The sequence below is a fragment of the Microbacterium sp. H37-C3 genome (genome assembly GCF_027157935.1).
Lineage (GTDB): Bacteria > Actinomycetota > Actinomycetes > Actinomycetales > Microbacteriaceae > Microbacterium > Microbacterium plantarum.
The window spans coordinates 623223-640331 of record NZ_JAPVLR010000001.1; the positions used below are offsets into that span (position 1 = coordinate 623223).

General features: G+C 69.7%; 17 protein-coding genes. 3 read left to right on the forward strand and 14 right to left on the reverse strand.

The window, feature by feature from the left end; genetic code table 11:
- Position 1: 1 nt before the first annotated feature.
- From O1W71_RS03140 to O1W71_RS03150, 3 genes are read left to right on the forward strand one after another with little or no spacing between them, the layout of a single operon-like run.
- Complete coding sequence (locus tag O1W71_RS03140) at positions 2 to 349, forward strand: lycopene cyclase domain-containing protein (RefSeq protein WP_114587808.1); 348 nt, start codon at positions 2 to 4, stop codon at positions 347 to 349.
- Positions 346 to 648 carry a lycopene cyclase domain-containing protein gene (locus O1W71_RS03145; RefSeq protein ID WP_269266499.1) on the forward strand — a complete coding sequence of 101 codons (303 nt, stop codon included), beginning with the start codon at positions 346 to 348 and terminating at the stop codon, positions 646 to 648. Before O1W71_RS03140 ends, O1W71_RS03145 begins: the two co-directional genes overlap by 4 nt.
- Positions 645 to 1520 (forward strand): prenyltransferase, encoded by an 876-nt coding sequence (locus O1W71_RS03150; protein WP_269266500.1) that lies wholly within the window; start codon positions 645 to 647, stop codon positions 1518 to 1520. Before O1W71_RS03145 ends, O1W71_RS03150 begins: the two co-directional genes overlap by 4 nt.
- Before the next feature lie 30 nt (positions 1521 to 1550).
- Here the strand turns inward: O1W71_RS03150 and O1W71_RS03155 are convergent, their stop codons facing one another.
- The 14 genes from O1W71_RS03155 to rpsD all read right to left on the reverse strand — a co-directional run bounded on the left by O1W71_RS03155 (position 1551) and on the right by rpsD (position 16982).
- Positions 1551 to 3119, reverse strand: a complete 1569-nt coding sequence (locus O1W71_RS03155; RefSeq protein ID WP_269266501.1) for a Rieske 2Fe-2S domain-containing protein — start codon at positions 3117 to 3119, stop codon at positions 1551 to 1553.
- 104 nt (positions 3120 to 3223) lie between these two features.
- A complete protein-coding gene (locus O1W71_RS03160) occupies positions 3224 to 6154 on the reverse strand; it encodes a DEAD/DEAH box helicase (protein WP_269266502.1) in 2931 nt (976 codons plus the stop codon).
- A gap of 46 nt (positions 6155 to 6200) precedes the next feature.
- Complete coding sequence (nusB, locus tag O1W71_RS03165) at positions 6201 to 6611, reverse strand: transcription antitermination factor NusB (RefSeq protein WP_023951206.1); 411 nt, start codon at positions 6609 to 6611, stop codon at positions 6201 to 6203.
- A gap of 16 nt (positions 6612 to 6627) precedes the next feature.
- The gene (gene efp / locus O1W71_RS03170) at positions 6628 to 7188 is read right to left on the reverse strand and encodes an elongation factor P (RefSeq protein WP_112614292.1); all 561 of its coding nucleotides are present in this window, start codon (positions 7186 to 7188) and stop codon (positions 6628 to 6630) included.
- A gap of 53 nt (positions 7189 to 7241) precedes the next feature.
- Positions 7242 to 7685, reverse strand: a complete 444-nt coding sequence (gene aroQ / locus O1W71_RS03175) for a type II 3-dehydroquinate dehydratase (protein WP_112614290.1) — start codon at positions 7683 to 7685, stop codon at positions 7242 to 7244.
- A 28-nt stretch (positions 7686 to 7713) separates the two neighbouring features.
- Positions 7714 to 8790: a 3-dehydroquinate synthase gene (gene aroB / locus O1W71_RS03180; RefSeq protein ID WP_269266503.1), complete on the reverse strand. Its 1077-nt coding sequence runs from the start codon at positions 8788 to 8790 to the stop codon at positions 7714 to 7716.
- Complete coding sequence (locus O1W71_RS03185; RefSeq protein WP_269266504.1) at positions 8787 to 9296, reverse strand: shikimate kinase; 510 nt, start codon at positions 9294 to 9296, stop codon at positions 8787 to 8789. Before O1W71_RS03185 ends, aroB begins: the two co-directional genes overlap by 4 nt.
- Complete coding sequence (aroC, locus tag O1W71_RS03190; RefSeq protein WP_112614284.1) at positions 9293 to 10504, reverse strand: chorismate synthase; 1212 nt, start codon at positions 10502 to 10504, stop codon at positions 9293 to 9295. The genes O1W71_RS03185 and aroC overlap by 4 nt, the downstream gene beginning before the upstream one ends.
- A gap of 4 nt (positions 10505 to 10508) precedes the next feature.
- Positions 10509 to 11369 carry a shikimate dehydrogenase family protein gene (locus O1W71_RS03195; protein WP_269266505.1) on the reverse strand — a complete coding sequence of 287 codons (861 nt, stop codon included), beginning with the start codon at positions 11367 to 11369 and terminating at the stop codon, positions 10509 to 10511.
- Complete coding sequence (mltG, locus tag O1W71_RS03200) at positions 11350 to 12762, reverse strand: endolytic transglycosylase MltG (RefSeq protein ID WP_269266506.1); 1413 nt, start codon at positions 12760 to 12762, stop codon at positions 11350 to 11352. Before mltG ends, O1W71_RS03195 begins: the two co-directional genes overlap by 20 nt.
- Position 12763: 1 nt before the next feature.
- Positions 12764 to 13234, reverse strand: coding sequence for a Holliday junction resolvase RuvX (ruvX, locus tag O1W71_RS03205; protein WP_269266507.1), 471 nt, complete (start codon positions 13232 to 13234; stop codon positions 12764 to 12766).
- Positions 13231 to 15894 (reverse strand): alanine--tRNA ligase, encoded by a 2664-nt coding sequence (alaS, locus tag O1W71_RS03210; protein ID WP_269266508.1) that lies wholly within the window; start codon positions 15892 to 15894, stop codon positions 13231 to 13233. Before alaS ends, ruvX begins: the two co-directional genes overlap by 4 nt.
- A 67-nt stretch (positions 15895 to 15961) precedes the next feature.
- A complete protein-coding gene (locus O1W71_RS03215) occupies positions 15962 to 16264 on the reverse strand; it encodes an ATPase (RefSeq protein ID WP_114587817.1) in 303 nt (100 codons plus the stop codon).
- Between the two features lie 88 nt (positions 16265 to 16352).
- Positions 16353 to 16982: a 30S ribosomal protein S4 gene (rpsD, locus tag O1W71_RS03220; protein ID WP_023951228.1), complete on the reverse strand. Its 630-nt coding sequence runs from the start codon at positions 16980 to 16982 to the stop codon at positions 16353 to 16355.
- Between the last annotated feature and the right edge of the window lie 127 nt (positions 16983 to 17109).

Consider the following 17109-nt stretch of genomic DNA (forward strand, 5'->3'; position numbering starts at 1 on the left):
GGTGCCGGGCCTGTACCTGCTCGCCCTGCTCGTATCGCTCTGCGGTGTCGGGCTGCTCGATCGTCGGTTCCGCCTGGCGTTCTGGCGCGACCGTCGACGCACGGTGATCGCCTCTGTGCTCGGCACGGCATTCTTCCTGCTGTGGGACGCTGTCGGCATCGCAACGGGCGTGTTCGTCAAGGGCGACAGCCCCGCGCTGCTCGGTGTCGATCTCGCCCCGCACCTGCCGCTCGAAGAGCCGGTCTTCCTCCTCTTCCTCAGCTACCTCGCGCTGGTCGCCTACGGCGGCGCGCGGCGCCGGCACGAGGGACGGCCGCACGAGCCCCGCCGGAGGGATGTCGCGCCATGACCTATCCCCTCATCGTCATCCCCTTCGTCCTCGTGACCGTCGTCGTGACAGCGATGTCCGCTCGGCGCCCGCGCTTCGCCGCCCGCATGGCCTGGTCCTCGGTCGCCGCGGTCGTGCTCGTCCTGCTGACGGCGGTATTCGATAACGTGATGATCGCCGCCGGGCTGTTCACCTATCCGGAAGAGCACCTGAGCGGCATCCGAATCGGTCTCGCGCCGCTCGAAGACTTCGCCTACCCGCTGTGCGCGGCCTTCCTGGTGCCTGCCGTCGCGACCCTCCTGGAGAAGCCGAAACGATGACCGCCCCCGCGCTCGCGCGCCAGCTCCTCGTCGCCTCCCGCCCGGTGAGCTGGATCAACACCGCCTACCCGTTCGCCGCGGCGTACCTCCTCACCACTCGCCAGATCGACGCGACGCTGCTCATCGGCACCCTGTTCTTCCTCGTCCCGTACAACCTCGCGATGTACGGCATCAACGACGTCTTCGACTATGAGTCCGACCTGCGGAACCCGCGGAAGGGCGGCGCGCACGGCGCCATCCTCGACCGGCGGGTGCACCGGGCGACGCTCTGGGCCGCCGCCCTGACGTGCCTGCCCTTCGTGGCCTATCTCGTCGCGGTCGGCCCCCCGCTGTCCTGGCTCGTCCTCGCCGCGAGCCTCTTCTTCGTCGTGTTCTACAGCGCTCCCCCGCTTCGGCTGAAAGAGCGGCCGTTCGCCGACTCGATCACGAGCAGCATCCACTTCTTCTCCCCCGCCGTGTACGGGCTGGTCCTCACCGGCGCGACCTGGACGTGGCAGCTCGTCCTCATCCTGCTGAGCTTCGCCGCGTGGGGCGTCGCCTCGCACGCGTTCGGGGCCGTACAGGACGTCCAGGCCGACCGCGAGGCGGGGATCGCGTCCATCGCGACCGTGCGCGGCGCGCGCTGGACCGTGAGATTCGCGCTGGGCTGCTACGCCCTCGCCGGCGTTCTCATGCTCGCGACCAGCTGGCCGGGCCCGCTTGCGGCTCTCGTGGCGGTCCCGTACCTCATCACGCTGTGGCCGTTCCGGAACATCACCGACGAGACGTGCGAACGAGCCACCGCGGGCTGGGACCGCTTTCTCTGGCTCAACCAGCTCGGCGGCTTCCTCGTCACCCTGCTGCTCGTCTGGTGGTGGCTGATCACGTCGTGATCGGCCACCACCCGTTCGGCGCTGACGAGATCAGGCGGCGGGGTTCGTCGCGTTCGCGGTCTCGATGATGCGGCTCGCGCGAATCGGGTGTCCCTGGGTGGTCAGGCATCGCCCGGTCGCGAGGTCCCACTTCCAGTCGTGCAGCGAGCAGGTGAGCACACCGTCCTCGATCTTGCCCGTCTTCGTGAGGTCTGCTCGCAGGTGCGGGCACCGGCGCTGCACGGTCCAGTCGCCCAGTTCGGCATCCTCGGTTTGATCCGACTGCTCGGCGTACCAGTTCTCGACGTACTCGATGCGATCACGGGACAGGCACTTCAAGAACGTCGTGAGGAACTCGTTGAACTTGCCGCTGCGGCCGACCTCGAACTGCATCGACAGGAAGATCGAGTTCGACCAGTCGATCTCGTGGTCGCGGATGTTCGTCGACACCAGGTCGGCGGGGATCGTGTACCAGTAGATGCACTCCTCACCGGCGTACTCGCGGACCTTCGCCTTCGGGAAGTCGACCACCATGTCGAGCTCGCCGATGCGGAAGCGCACCATCCCGCCCACACCGTTGCGGATCGTCCGCGCGCGGCGCAGAAGCGGCTCCCACCACTGCTTGATCGCAACCAGCATCTCATCCGGCGGCAGGATCGGGGCGCGACGCTCGATCTCGGCGCGGACCTCGGCCTGACGACTGTCGCGCTGCTCGGCGAGGTAGGCCCACTTGTCCGAGAAGATGCGCTCGATCTCGGCATCCGTGTACAGCGTCTGGGTGACCTCCAGCACGCCGTCGTTGAGATCGACCTGCGTTCCCGGAACGAACAGGTAGCCCTTCTGATCGGGACGCTCTTCGGCCATATGCGCCAGGAACTGCGCCTGATCGGTGAAGATCGAGTCGTTCTGCTCGCCCCAGCCGTTGTAACGGAAGAGCTCTTCGCGCAGGAACATCGGCGGTCCGGCCATCGGGAAGACGTGAGGCGCGTCGACCTTGTCGATGTAGTACATCGCGCGCTTGTTCTGCGCATCGCGCTTGAGCTGAGCGAAGTTCTGCTTCGCGTCCTGCGGCAGGTCGTAGACCATCGGCCACCAGATCGCGCCGGAGACCTGGGTGAAGTAGGCCTCGGGCTTGCCGAACGCCATCAGCTTCTCGAGATCCAGCGGGTGGGAGTCGTTCTGGTTCAGCACCGAGGCGGTGCCGTCGTCGACCGACAGGGACGAGTCGCCGATCGGGCCGTCGCTCGGGGCGCGCAGGGGCGTGACCATAACCTTGAGGTCGCCGAACTCTAGGGGCACACCCGCCTGCGTGTAGATGATGTTGTCGTACCCGAGATCGCGGAGATCGCGTTCGAGATCGTCGGTCGGGTAGTCCGGCAGAAGCACGCGGATGTCGGTGGGGACGTGCGCGCGCAGCAGCGCGGGGTCGAAGTGATCGCGGTGCCGGTGCGAGATGTAGAGAAAGTCGGCGCGCCCGAAGCGCTCCCAGTCGAGGCCCCGGTTGTCGGGGAACGGGAACCACGAGCCGAAGAAGCTCGGTCCGACGACCGGGTCGCAGAGGATGCTGCCCCCTGCCGTCTCGATGAACATTCCGGCGTGTCCCAGGCCTGTGATGCGCATGACGATGACCTCCTGTTGCGACTGGTCGAGTCTACGTGAGGCGTCGGCGACCCCTGCCCGCCGTGGGCCGTGTCAGTTCACCCGACGTCGATGCGAGGGGAAGCTCACGCCAGCAGGAGGCGGATGTCGTCGGCGGTCAGGGCGTTCGAGAACGCGCCGTCGGCGTCGAGGACCGCACCGACGAGTCGTGCCTTGCGCCGCTGCAGCTCCACCACCTTCTCCTCGATCGTGCCCGCCGCGATCAGGCGGTACACGCTCACTGGCCGGTCTTGGCCGATGCGGTGCGTGCGATCGATCGCCTGCTGCTCGGCCGCCGGATTCCACCAGGGATCGAGCAGGAAGACGTAGTCGGCCTCCGTGAGGGTCAGCCCCACGCCGCCCGCTTTGAGGCTGATGAGGAACACCGGGTCATCGCCCCTCCGAAACGCTTCCACCACCGCCGCCCGGTTGCTCGTCGAACCGTCGAGGCGGACCACTCCGGTGCCGCGCGCCCGGAGGTCGGCTTCGACGATGTCGAGGAACGAGGTGAACTGACTGAACACGAGCGCTCGGTGCCCCTCGGCGATCACCTCGTCCAAGCGCCCCCGGAGCGCCTCGAGCTTGCTCGGGACGAGACCCGGCCCACCGGCGTCCACGAGAGCGGGCGCGAGCGCCAGCATGCGCAGAAGAGTCAGGGATCGGAAGACGATGAACCGCTGGCTGCCGAGATCGTCCAGCAGCCCGAGCACCTTACGGCGCTCCCGCTGCAGCACGCGCTCGTAGACGGCACGGTGACCGCTCGAGAGCTCGACGCGCACGTCCTGCTCCTGCCGAGGCGGCAACTCGGGAGCCACGACATCCTTCGTGCGTCGGAGCAGGAAGGGCCGGATGCGCCGCCGCAGCCGCGCAAGCCGGCGTTCGCGCGCGGGGCCCCCTTCGAGGTTCTCGTCGACACGGCCACGCTCGATCGGCTGTACATACTCCTCCCGGAAGCGTCGGGCCGAGGGGAAGAGGCCGGGGCTCGTCAGCGACAGGATCGCCCAGAGGTCGGTCAGACTGTTCTCGAGCGGTGTGCCGGTGGCAGCGAAGACGACATCGGCACGCAGACCGAGCACGGCGCGGTGCGCGCGCGTCCGCGGGTTCTTGACGTACTGCGCCTCATCGAGCACGACCGTCGACCATTCGCGCTCGGCGTACGCGGCGGCATCGAGGCGGAGCAGCGCATAGGAGGTCAGGACGAGATCCGCCTCGATCCGCTCGAGCGCGGCCCCCACACCGTCGACCACGACAGTGCGCAGGCCCGGGGCATGACGTGCAGCTTCGTCGCGCCATGCCGACACGACCGAGGTCGGCGCGACGACGAGCGCGGGCCGACTCGAACCGCGCTCGCGCTCGCGCTCGAGCAGCGCGAGGAGCTGCATAGTCTTGCCGAGCCCCATGTCATCGGCCAGGATGCCCCCCAGGCGCGCGTCGCGCAGTGCCGCGAGCCACGCGTACCCCTCATGCTGGTAGGGCCGCAGGGCGGTGACGATGCCGACCGGCGTCTCCGCGGCGGCCGCCGGCACGCCCTCGGCTGCCGCATCGCGGAAGTCGTCGACGGCCGCACGCCACCGTACGGCCGGCTCCGCCTCGTCGGCGACGTCCTCGAACGCCGTCCAGAGCTCCACCTGATAGCGGCTGACGCGGGCGCTGCCGGTCTCCCATTCGACCAGGTCGCGCGAATCCTCGATGAGCTCGCGCAGGCGGTCGAGTGCCGGATGCGAAAGGGAGAAGTACGCACCATCGGACAGCAGCATCTTCTTCCGACGCTGCGCGAGGGCGGTGAACAGGGGACGGAACGGAACGCGGCGTCCCTCGACCTCGACGTGCACGCCGAGGTCGAACCAGTCCGCGTCGGTGGTCTCGACCGTCTTCACGGTGATGCGCGGATCGCCCGAAAGCTCCCGATACGACCGCGTCACGCCCGACACCTCGACGCGGACCCCGTCGAGCGCCTGCAGCACCGGCAGCACCTCGGTCGTGAACTCCGCCGCCTCGACGCCGCTGCGGGTTCCTTCGGGCACGAACGGGTCGTCCGTAGCGCTCGCCCACGCCGCCTCGAGGGCCACTCGGAGCTCAGGATCGGCGGACGCCGATCCCGCCGCAGCGTCCCACGCGACGCGGCCTGCGCCGGGCACCTGCCAGGCGAACGCGTACGCGAGCTCGTCGCGCGGGCCGTGATCGACCGTGACGACGAGCGTCGTGCGTTCGGGCGGGGGCAATCGGACTCCCGGGGCGGGCACGACGACCGTCTCGCGGGCCAATCTGGGGTATGCCTCGCGGAGGAACTCCTCGCGATCCGCCGCGGGAACGCGGATCGAGTCGCCGGCCGCCAGGAGAGATCGGACACCCGGGCCGAAGCCCACCGGTGCGAACACGACCCGCAGGCCATCCGCGACCTGGCTGGCGCCGTAGATGCCGACATGTCCGAGCGGGCGCGTATGGGCAGCGGTTTCCTCACCGCCGGCGAACCGCACGACGGGCGTGAGCTGCAGGTCACCGTCGACGCTGTCCACCCGCACCTCGATCGATGCGCCGTCGGCCAGGAGCACCTGCTGATCGGGTCGGGTCGGCACGATCGGGATGCCGAGACCGGCCGCGGCGCGAAGGTGGGGCCAGAGGAGCTCGGAGTCGGCGCCGTCGAGCGTCAACCACTCCGAGTCGCCGTAGCCGCCGAGCAGCCGAGCGTCATGCGCGATGCCGTACAGCGTCGAGAACCAGCGCGCGCGCACCGGATCGACCCGCCACGCACCACGTCGCAGCGATTCCCAGCTCTCGTCGCCCTGCACCCATCGGCCACTCGTTCCGCTGCGAGAGAGCGGACGCACCGCGAGCCGGAGCTCGCCGTCGGAGGTGGCGACGCTCCGCGGGGTCGCCGGGAGCACCCGACGCGGCCCCCAGTGAGCGGCGGCGGCGCTTTCTCGCTGGCGCAGCTGCACGCCCAGGGCGACCGCGTTCTCACCCGACGCCGCCGGCGCCAGGACGGCGCGCCACGACGGCGCTGCCCTCTCGATCACGGGTTCGACCTCATACGAGGATTCTCGAGGGTGCCTCCGACGTCGGTCAGCCCAGGCGGGCGACCCGACCGAGGACGCCGTGGACGAAAGCGCTCGACCCGTCGGTCGAGAACTCCTTCGCGAGCTCGACGGCCTCGTCGATAGCGACTGCGGCGGGAACCGCGTCGTTGTACACGATCTCCCAGACGCCGAGTCGGAGGATCGCCCGGTCGACGGCGGGCATCCGCGCGAGCGACCAGTCCTTCGCGAACGTCGTGATCTGCTCGTCGATGTCGTCGCGGTTGTCGATGATGCCGTCGATGATCTCGCGCGCGTACAGCCACGACGCCTCGCGGGCGGGCTCGAGCGCCGCGCGCTTCGCCTCGGCGGCGAGGGTCACCCCGAGGTCGTCGCCGCGGATGTCGGACTGGTAGAGGATGTCGAGGGCGCGCTTGCGCGCCTTGGAGCGAGCGCTCATCGGGCGGGGACCGGCGTCAGTTCACGCGGCCGAGGTAGTCACCCGTGCGGGTGTCGACCTTGACCTTCGTGCCCTGCTCGACGAACAGCGGAACCTGGATCTCGTAGCCGGTCTCGACCGTCGCGGACTTCGTGCCCGCCGACGAGCGGTCGCCCTGCAGGCCCGGCTCGGTGTACGTGATCTCGAGGACGACCGAAGCGGGCAGCTCGATGTAGAGCGGGTTGCCGTTGTTCAGCGCGATCTGCACCTGCTGGTTCTCGAGCAGGTAGTTCTTGGCGTCGCCGACGGTGGCGGCGGGGACCGTGATCTGGTCGTAGTCGTCGACGTCCATGAAGACGAAGTTGTCGCCGTCGTTGTACAGGTAGGTGAAGTCGCGGCGGTCGACGTTCTCGATCTCGATCTTCGCGCCGGCGTTATAGGTGCGGTCGACGGTCTTGCCCGACACGACGTTCTTCAGCTTCGTGCGCACGAACGCGCCACCCTTGCCGGGCTTGACGTGCTGGAACTCGATGACGTTCCAAAGCTGACCGTCGATGCTGAGGACGACGCCGTTCTTGATGTCTGCGGTCGATGCCATGAGTGTGGAGTTCCGTTCGTGTGGTCGGGCGGCCGACGGGCCGAGGATCGATTCTACGCGAGGATGTCGAGCAGCTGTCGCGTCGCGCGCGCGTATCCGGCGACACCCTCGCCGATGACATGGACCGAGGCGACGTCGGCGACGTAGGAGTGGTGGCGGAAGCTCTCGCGCTCGTAGACGTCGGAGATGTGGACTTCGGCCACCGGCAGGGACACTCCCGCGAGCGCATCACGGAGGACGACGGAGGTGTGCGTGAGCCCGCCGGGGTTGATGACGATGCCGACGCAGTCCGCTCGGGCCTCGTGGATGGCATCGATGAGGACGCCCTCATGGTTGCTCTGCACGCAGCGCACCTCGACGCCGCGTTCCCCGGCCGCCGCGATGACGAGGGCCTCGACGTCGGCGAGGGTCTCGCGTCCGTAGATCTCGGGCTCGCGGGTGCCGAGCAGATTGAGGTTCGGCCCGTTGACCAGCAGCAGGCGTCGAGGGGTGCTCACGCGCCCACCCTACCGATGACGCGCCGGCTCAGGCCCCCACCTCCTGGTAGGCGGCGAAGAGCAGCGACTCATCGGGGGCCTGCAGAACGGTCGGCTTGGCGATGTCGTCGAGCACGATGAACCGCAGCATCGAGCCGCGGGTCTTCTTGTCGCGCTGCATCGTCGCCAGCAGCTGGCGCCACGCACCCGCACGGTACGAGGTGGGCAGCCCGAGGGTCTCGAGGATGTCGCGGTGACGCTGGGCTGCGGCATCCGGGAGTCGTCCCGCCAGACGCGACAGCTCGGCCGCGAACATCATCCCCACCGAGATCGCGGCGCCGTGGCGCCACTGGTACCGCTCGGCATGCTCTATGGCGTGGCCGAGGGTGTGGCCGTAGTTGAGCACCTCGCGCAGTCCGGCCTCGCGCAGGTCCTCCCCCACGACCTTCGCCTTCATGTCGATCGCGAGCTCGATGCTCCGCCGGAACGCGTCGCTGTGCGGGTCGACGGCCCCCTCGGGATCGGCCTCGATGAGGTCGAGGATCTCGGGGTGCCAGATGAATCCGGCCTTCACCACCTCCGCGAAGCCGGCGACGCGCTCGTTGCGCGAGAGCCCGTCGAGCAGGTCGAGGTCGCAGACGACGGCGACCGGCGGCCAGAACGCCCCCACGAGGTTCTTCCCCTCGGCGGTGTTGATGCCCGTCTTCCCGCCGACGGCGGCATCCACCATGCCGAGCACCGTCGTGGGGACCTGCACGACCGCAATGCCGCGCAGCCACGTCGCGGCGACGAAGCCGGCGAGGTCGGTCACGGCGCCGCCACCAAACCCGACAACGGCATCCGTGCGCGTGAAGTCCGCTTGGCCCATGACCTGCCAGCAGAACGCCGCGACCTCGACGCGCTTGCCCTGCTCGGCGTCGGGGATCTCCGCCAGCAGCACCTGGCGGTCCGACCCCAGGATCTCGCGGAGACGCTCGGCCTGTGCGGACAGCGTCGGGGGGTGCACGATGAGCACCTTGCGAGCGGCCTCGGGCAGCGCCGAGCCGACGAGCGGAAGAATGCCGCGCCCGATGGTCACGTCGTAAGGCGCGGTGCCCCCGACGGTGATGACGGTGGTGTCTGTCATGACGTCTCCTCCTGAGCCCACGCCGCGATGGCGTCGACGATGTCCTGGATCCGGCCGGTGGATGTGTCGAAGCGTGCGTCGGCGAGCTGATCGTAGAGCTCGCGTCGGCTCTCGGCGACCTCGCGCCAGCGACCCACCGGGTCGTCGCCCTGGAGCAGCGGGCGCGTGGTGCCGGCGAGGCGGGAGGCGATCGTCTGCTCCGAAACGGTGAGCAGCACCACACGGTGCGCGGCGAGGTCGCTCCGGGTATCGGGATGCAGCACCGCGCCGCCACCGAGGGCGACGACACCGCCGCGCCCGAGGGCCTCGGCGACCGCGAGCCTCTCGATCTCGCGGAAGCGCTCCTCGCCACCCTCCGCGAAGAGCCGTTCGATGGGGCCGTGGTCGCGGACGACGAGGCCGTCACTGTCGGTGAAAGTCGCGCCGAGAACGCGCGCGAGCTTCTTGCCGATGCTCGACTTGCCCGCGCCCATCGGTCCGATCAGGACGATCGCCGGGGCGGTCATCCGATCGCGTCGTCGCTCAGCGCCGCCGAGCGCAGCGTCTCGGGGATCGCCGCGAGGTATCCCTCGAGGTTGCGGCGGGTCTCGGCGACGTTGTCGCCCCCGAACTTCTCGAGCACGGACTCCGCGAGCACGATCGCGACCATCGCTTCGGCGACGACACCGGCTGCCGGCACGGCGCAGACGTCGGACCGCTGGTGGTGAGCCGTCGCCGCGTCGCCCGACGCGACGTCCACCGTGCGCAGCGCCTTCGGCACCGTCGCGATCGGCTTCATGCCCGCTCGGACCCGGAGGACGGTGCCCGTCGACATCCCGCCCTCGGTGCCACCCGCCTTGTCGCTCGAGCGCGCGATGCCCGCGTCGGTCGCGAAAAGCTCGTCGTGTGCTGCGGAGCCGCGACGACGCGTGGTCTCGAAGCCGTCGCCGACCTCGACGCCCTTGATCGCCTGGATACCCATGAGCGCCTGCGCGAGCTTCGCGTCGAGACGGCGGTCCCACTGCACGTGGGATCCGAGCCCGGGCGGGAGCCCGTACGCGAGGACCTCGACGATGCCGCCCAGCGTGTCGCCGTCCTTCTTCGCAGCGTCCACCTCGGCGACCATCGCGGCAGAGGTCTCGGCGTGGAAGCACCGCAGCGGATCGGCATCCAGCACGTCGACATCGTCGGGCGTCGGCAGCGCCGAGCCGTCGGGCACCCGCACAGGGCCGATCGAGAGCGTGTGGCTGACGAGCCGGATGCCGAGCTCGTTCAGGAACGACCGGGCCACCGCGCCGAGAGCCACGCGCGCGGCCGTCTCACGGGCGCTCGCGCGCTCGAGGATCGGCCGGGCCTCGTCGAATCCGTACTTCTGCATGCCGACGAGGTCGGCGTGGCCGGGGCGAGGCCGAGTCAGGGCGGCACCGCGCCCGCGGGAGCGCTCGGTGAGCTCGATCGGCTCGGGGCTCATCACCTCGACCCACTTCGGCCACTCGGTGTTGCCGATGCGCAGAGCGATGGGGCTGCCGAGGCTGAAGCCGTGTCGGACGCCCGTCGAGATGGTGAGTTCGTCCTCCTCGAACTTCATGCGCGAGCCGCGGCCGTAGCCCAGCTTGCGCCGAGCGAGGTCGGCCTGGATCGCGGCACGTGAGACCGGCACGCCGGCGGGGAGGCCCTCCATGAGGGCGACGAGTTCGGGGCCGTGCGATTCGCCGGCCGTGAGCACGCGGAGCATTCGTCTATCCTCCCATGAGCGCCCGGCGCATGACGGCGACGACGTCCTCCTCGCCGGGCAGCGGGTCGTCGGGCGAACCGGTCGCGAAGATGCGGATCTGGAGCACCGCCTGATGCAGCAGCATGGTCGCGCCCGGGTGGGCCGGCTGTCCTGCGGCGAGCCAGGCGTGTCCGAGCGCTGTCGGCCACGTGCCGTAGACGACGTCGTAGAGCGTGCCCCCGCTCGCGGCGAGACCCGCAGAGACGGCGTCAGCGACCGGCGCGTCGCCCGGCAGGGTCGACACGGTCAGCTCGACCTCCCCCGCCGGCGCGTCGAGGGGCGACACCGTCGCCGCGATGCCTCGGCTCGCCGCGAGCGTCCGCAACGGCTCGGCTGCGGCGGGCCGTCGTGCCGCGATGTCGATCCGGCCGACGCCGATGCGCTCGAGCGCGAGGAGCGCCGACGTCGCCGTCGCGCCTGCCCCGACGATGCGGGCACGAGGCGCAGCCGCGGACCCGATCTCCGCGAGCGCAGCCGCGAGCCCGCCGACGTCGGTGTTGAACGCCGCCCACCCATCGCCCGTCCGGAGGAGCGTGTTCGCTGCGCCGGTTGCGTTCGCCGCGGCATCCCGTATCCGAGCCGCGTCGTGCGCGAGTGTCTTGAGCGGCATGGTGAGCGACAGCCCGTGGAACTCCGGCCCGAGGGCTGCCAGCTCGATCGCGAACGACGCCTCGTCGACGTGCCGCCGCCCGTACCGCCACGGCAGACCGAGCCGGTCGTACGCCGCGGTGTGGAGGACCGGCGACAGGCTGTGGCCGATCGGCGAGCCCCACACTTCGAAGCGGCGCGGGTCTCCCGCAGACAGGTCAGCAGCCGCGGTTGTCATTCGCGTCGCACCACGCGTGCCACTGCTCGATGCCGGCCTGGTGCTCCTCGTAGGTCGCGGAGAAGATCGTCTCGCCGGTGTCCATGTTCCAGGTGACGAAGTACAGCCACGGCCCGTCTGCGGGATTCATCGCCGCGTCGATCGCCTCATCGCCGGGATTCGCGATCGGCCCCGCCGGCAGCCCCGCTCGGACGTAGGTGTTCCAGGGATTGTCGTCCTCGAGCGCCTCTGCCGACGAGCTGACCGTACCGTCGTGCATCTCGTTGTACCCGTACTGGGCCGTCGAGTCCATCTGCAGGGGCATGCCGTCTGCGAGGCGGTTGGCGATGACGCGAGAGACCTTGAAGAAGTCGTCGGACAGACGCGCCTCGCGCTGAATGATCGATGCCGTCGTGAGGATCTCCTCGCGGCGCTCCTGCGGAACGCCCGCGGCGTCGAGCGACTCGAGCGTGCGGTCGACCATCGTGCGCACGATGTCCGTGGCCGAGAGCCCGGGGTCGAACTGATAGGTCGCCGGGAACAGCCAGCCCTCCAGCGTGTCGGCCGCGACGCCGTACGCGGATGGGTCGGCGACAGCGGCGGTGAAGTCCTCGACCGGCATACCCGTGCCCTGCGCGAGCACCCCGACGGTCTGGTCGACGGTCAAGCCTTCTCGCAGCTGGGCGGCGTTCTGTCGCTTGCTCGCGGGATCGAGGATGAGCGTCAGGGCCGCCTCGGACGTCATGCGTTGCTGCAACGCGTACACCCCCGGCTGGAACGTCGGGTCCTGTGCCGTCGCGATGAGGTGATCGTAGAACGCAGTGGGCGTCTTCGTGACGCCCTGATCGAAGAGCGTCTGAGAGATCGTCGACCCGGTGTCGCCGCTCACGACGGTCACCAGCACCTCGCCGGTCGCCTCGCCGGGCTCGAAGTCCTTCGGCTCCTCCCACCCCATCACGGAGCGGATCTGAGGCTCGTACGTGTTCCACACCCATGCGCCCGCGGCCACGATGCTGCCGAGAATTGCCAGGATCACGATGAGGACGACCCATTTGGCGATCCGGCTCTTCTTGCGGTCGCGATCATGCCGGCTGGGGACGGCGCCCACCTCGTGCGTGCTCACGTCGCCCGTGAAGAGGGCGTCGAGTGTGCCGACAGCAGGCGCAGCGGCCCGCGGCGTCTGACCGTACGACGTCTGTTCGCCCAGAGCCTGCTCGCGGGACGCCGGTGCGTCCACCGATCCGCGGTGCTCCGCGGCCGGAGTCGGGGTGTGCTCCGCACGCGAGGAGTCGTCGGGACGCGCTGCGCCTCCCGGCGTGGATGCCGGACCCTGGGACGCCGGACTCTGGGGTGCCGCACGCGCGGCGCGTCGGCTCGTCGGGACGCCATTGTCGTGCGGCGGGCGGTCAGTCATGTCAGGGGTGCTCCTGCAAGGGTGCGACGGGAACACCGGGCGGGTTACCGGTGCTCTTCTCGACGTCGAGTGCCTGCTGGAGGAGCACTACGGCGGCGACCTGGTCAACAATGCTACGAGACGATCGCTGTGATCGGCCCGAGCCGCGCAACGCACTGTGGGCGCTCACGGTGCTCAGCCGCTCGTCGACGAGACGGACACGGTGTCCGGCGGCCGCGAGAGCCTCGGCGAAACCGCGCGCGTCTGCCGTCGACGCGGTCTCCCGCCCGCTGAGCGCGACCGGCAGGCCCACAACGAGCTCGACGGCGTCGTACTCCTCGGCCAGAGCGCCGATGCGTGCGAGATCTCCCTCTGCGCGCGGCACGGTCTCGACCGGAACCGCGAGCAGGCCGTCGCGGTCGCATCGGGCGACGCCGATGCGGGCCGTACCCACATCGACGCCGAGCCGCACGCCCGGCCGGAATCCGCTCACAGGCCGCTCGCCGCGTCGCGCACCGCGCGGAGGGCCACGGGAAGCGCTGCGGCGTCCGTACCGCCGCCCTGCGCCACGTCGTCGCGCCCGCCGCCACCGCCGCCGAGAGCGGATGCCGCGGCCTTCGCGAGCACACCGGCCTTGGCTCCTGCCGCGCGGGCGGCATCGTTGGTGGCGACGACCACGACGGGGCGGTCCCCCACGACGGCCCCGAGGGCGACGATCGCTGCGGCGTCGGCTCCGAGACGGTCGCGCACCTGCAGTGCCAGGGTGCGGACATCGTCCGCCGATCCCGCCGAGCCGAGCGATTCGGCGACGATCTGGAACGGGCCGGCGGCCGCCGCAGCGCCCACCAGCTGCGGCAGCCGGTCGGCGAGGGCGCGAGCCTCGAACTGGGCGATCCGCTTCTCGGCGGCCTTCAGGCTCGCAGCGAGCTCGGCCACGCGAGCGGCGAGCTGGTCGCGCGGCGTCTTCAGCGAGGTCGTCAGCTGCGACACGATGGCACGCTCGGCGGCGAGCTCACGGAAGGCGTCCTGCCCGACGAGCGCCTCCACGCGCCGGTTCGACGCGCCCACCGACGATTCGCCGATGAGGTTGATGAGCCCGATCTCGGCGCTCGACGACACGTGGGTCCCCGCGCAGAGCTCGCGCGACCAGGGGCCGCCGATGTCGACCATGCGGACGGTCTCGCCGTACTTCTCACCGAACAGGGCCATCGCGCCGGCGGCTTTCGCCTCGTCGAGCGACATGATCCGGGTCGTGACCTCGAGGTTGTCGCGGACGGCGTTGTTGGCGATCTCCTCGATCTCGGTACGAGTCTCGGGCGAGAGCGCCTGACCCCAGGAGAAGTCGAAGCGCAGGTAGCCGGCGCGGTTGAGCGAGCCGGCCTGGGTCGCGCTCTTGCCCAGCGTGTCGCGCAGTGCCGCGTGGACGAGGTGCGTCGCGGAGTGGGCCTGCTGCGCAGCGCGGCGGTTCGCGGCATCCACCACCGTCGTGGCGGCCTCGCCCACGGCCACTTCACCCGTCGTCACCTCGACGGTGTGGCTGACGAGACCGGGCACCGGCTTCTGCACGTCGAGGACCTCGAGCTCGTAGCCGGGGCCCACGATGACGCCCTTGTCGGCGACCTGGCCACCCGACTCGGCGTACAGCGCCGTCTCGGCAAGGATCACCTCGGCAATCTGACCTTGGCTGGCGCGGTCGACGGAGACGCCGCCGACCAGAAGGCCGAGTACCCGCGAGCCCGTCTCGAGCTCGGTGTAGCCCGTGAACACCGTCTCGCCCTGAGCGCGGAAGTCACGGTAGACGCTCGTGTCGGCGAGCTGCCCCTTGCGGGACCGCGCGTCGGCCTTGGCGCGCTCGCGCTGCTCCTGCATGAGCGAATCGAAGGCGCCGCGGTCGACGCTGAGCCCCGCCTCCTCGACGATCTCGAGAGTCAGGTCGATGGGGAACCCGTACGTGTCGTGCAGAAGGAACGCCTGCGCGCCGCTCAGCTTGCCCTCCCCCGCCTTCTTGGCCTGCTCGACCGACTCGTCGAGCAGCTCGGATCCCGCGGCCAGGGTGCGCAGGAAGGTCGCCTCCTCGGCGAGAGCGTACTGCGAGAGCCGCGCGTAATCGGTCTCGACGATCGGGTACGCCTCCTTCATCGCGTCGCGCGACGCTGCGAACAGCTCCGCGAAGCTCGGTCCGTCGACGCCCAGCAGGCGCATCGAGCGGATGGCGCGACGCATCAGACGGCGCAGGATGTAGCCGCGCCCGTCGTTCGACGGCGTCACGCCGTCGGAGAGCAGCATCAGCGACGACCGGACGTGGTCTGCGATGACACGGAACCGCACGTCGTCTTCGTGGTTCGCGCCGTAGGTCTTGCCCGAGAGCTCGACGGCCTTATCGAGCACGGGACGCACCTGGTCGGTCTCGTACATGTTGTCGACGCCCTGCTTGATGAAGGCGACGCGCTCGAGCCCCATGCCCGTGTCGATGTTCTTGTTCGGCAGCTCGCCGACGATCGTGAAGTCGTACTTCGAGCGCACGTCTGCGATCTCGTACTGCATGAACACGAGGTTCCAGATCTCGACGTACCGGTCGTCGTCGGTCGCCGGTCCGCCGTCGATGCCGTACGCGGGACCGCGGTCGAAGAAGATCTCCGAGCACGGTCCGGCAGGACCCGGGAGGCCGGTGCTCCAGTAGTTGGTGTCCTTGCCGAGACGCTGGATGCGCTCGTCGGGCAGCGTCGAGTGCTTCAGCCACAGCTGGCGCGCCTCGTCGTCCTCTTCGTAGACCGTGACCCAGAGATCCTTGGGGTCGAACCCGAGGCCGCCCTCCGATTCGGGGCTGGTCAGCAGTTCCCATGCGAACGAGATGGCGCCCTCTTTGAAGTAGTCGCCGAAGGACCAGTTGCCGAGCATCTGGAAGAAGGTGCCGTGGCGCGGCGTCTTGCCCACCTCTTCGATGTCGTTGGTGCGGATGCACTTCTGGACATCGGCCGCTCGCGCGTACGGGGCAGGGACGTCGCCCGAGAGGTAGGGGATGAAGGGGACCATGCCTGCGACGGTGAACAGCAGCGCGGGGTCGTCGGTGACGAGCGATGCGGAGGGCACGATCGTGTGCCCCTTCTTCTCGAAGTAGTCCAGGTAGCGCTGGGCGATCTCGGCGGTCTTCATCGGGTTCCTTCGGCAGGCAGGCATCGGCGTCGCGCCCGGAGGCACGACGTCAAGATCAGGTCGGGTGTCAGTGTGAGGAGTCGGCGGCGTTCTTGGCCTTCGCGACCGCGTCGCGCGCTGCGTCCGCGGCGTCGGAGGCGGCGTCCGCGGCCGAGTCGAGGGCGTCGGAGGCCACGCCCTTCACGTCGGCTGCGAGACCCTCGATGCGGGCTTCCTGCTCGCGGTAGGCATCGCCGATCCGATCGGCGAATTCGGAGATCCGCGCGTCGACCTCGGCGAGCATCTCGTGACCGCGCGGATCCTTGTTGACCACGTGCGCGGCGACGAAACCGCCGGCGACGCCCAAAACGAACCACAGCGCGTTCTTCATGGCATCCATGTTAGGTGCAAAGCATGAAGGGCGCCGGGAGAACCCGACGCCCTTCATGGCAGTGCTGAGACTCAGCGAGCCGTACGACTCAGCGCGCGGCGTAGTACTCGACGACGAGCTGCACGTCACACGTGACGGGCACCTCGGCGCGCTTCGGGCGGCGCACGAGGCGCGCCTGCAGCTTGTCGAGCTCGACCTCGAGGTAGCCCGGGACCGGGGGCAGGACGTCGGCGTGACCGCCGGCGGCTGCGACCTGGAAGGGCTCGAGCGACTCGCTCTTCTCCTTGACGTGGATGAGCTGACCCGGCTTCACGCGGAACGACGGGCGGTCGACGAGCTGGCCGTCGACGAGGATGTGACGGTGCACGACCAGCTGGCGGGCCTGTGCGGTCGTGCGGGCGAAACCGGCACGAACGACGAGCGCGTCCAGACGCATCTCGAGCTGCTCGACCAGGTTCTCACCGGTCAGACCGTCCTTGCGGCGGGCCTCGTTGAACTGGATGCGCAGCTGCTTCTCGCGGATGCCGTACTGCTCGCGCAGACGCTGCTTCTCGCGCAGACGGACGGCGTAGTCGCTGTCGGCCTTGCGCTTGGTGCGGCCGTGCTCACCCGGAGCGTAGGGACGCTTCTCGAGGTAGCGGGCGGCCTTCGGGGTCAGCGCGACGCCGAGGGCGCGCGACAGACGGACCTTGCGGCGGTCCTGAGACTTCGTGGTCACGAAGCTCTCCTTCCGATGACGTGGTCGCGACGTTCACGACTCACGGACGTATCTCCGTCTCCTCGCCCGTCTCGGACTGCACGCCGGGGCACGCCGAGAGGTCTTGATCAGAAGAGAGGGATGCCCG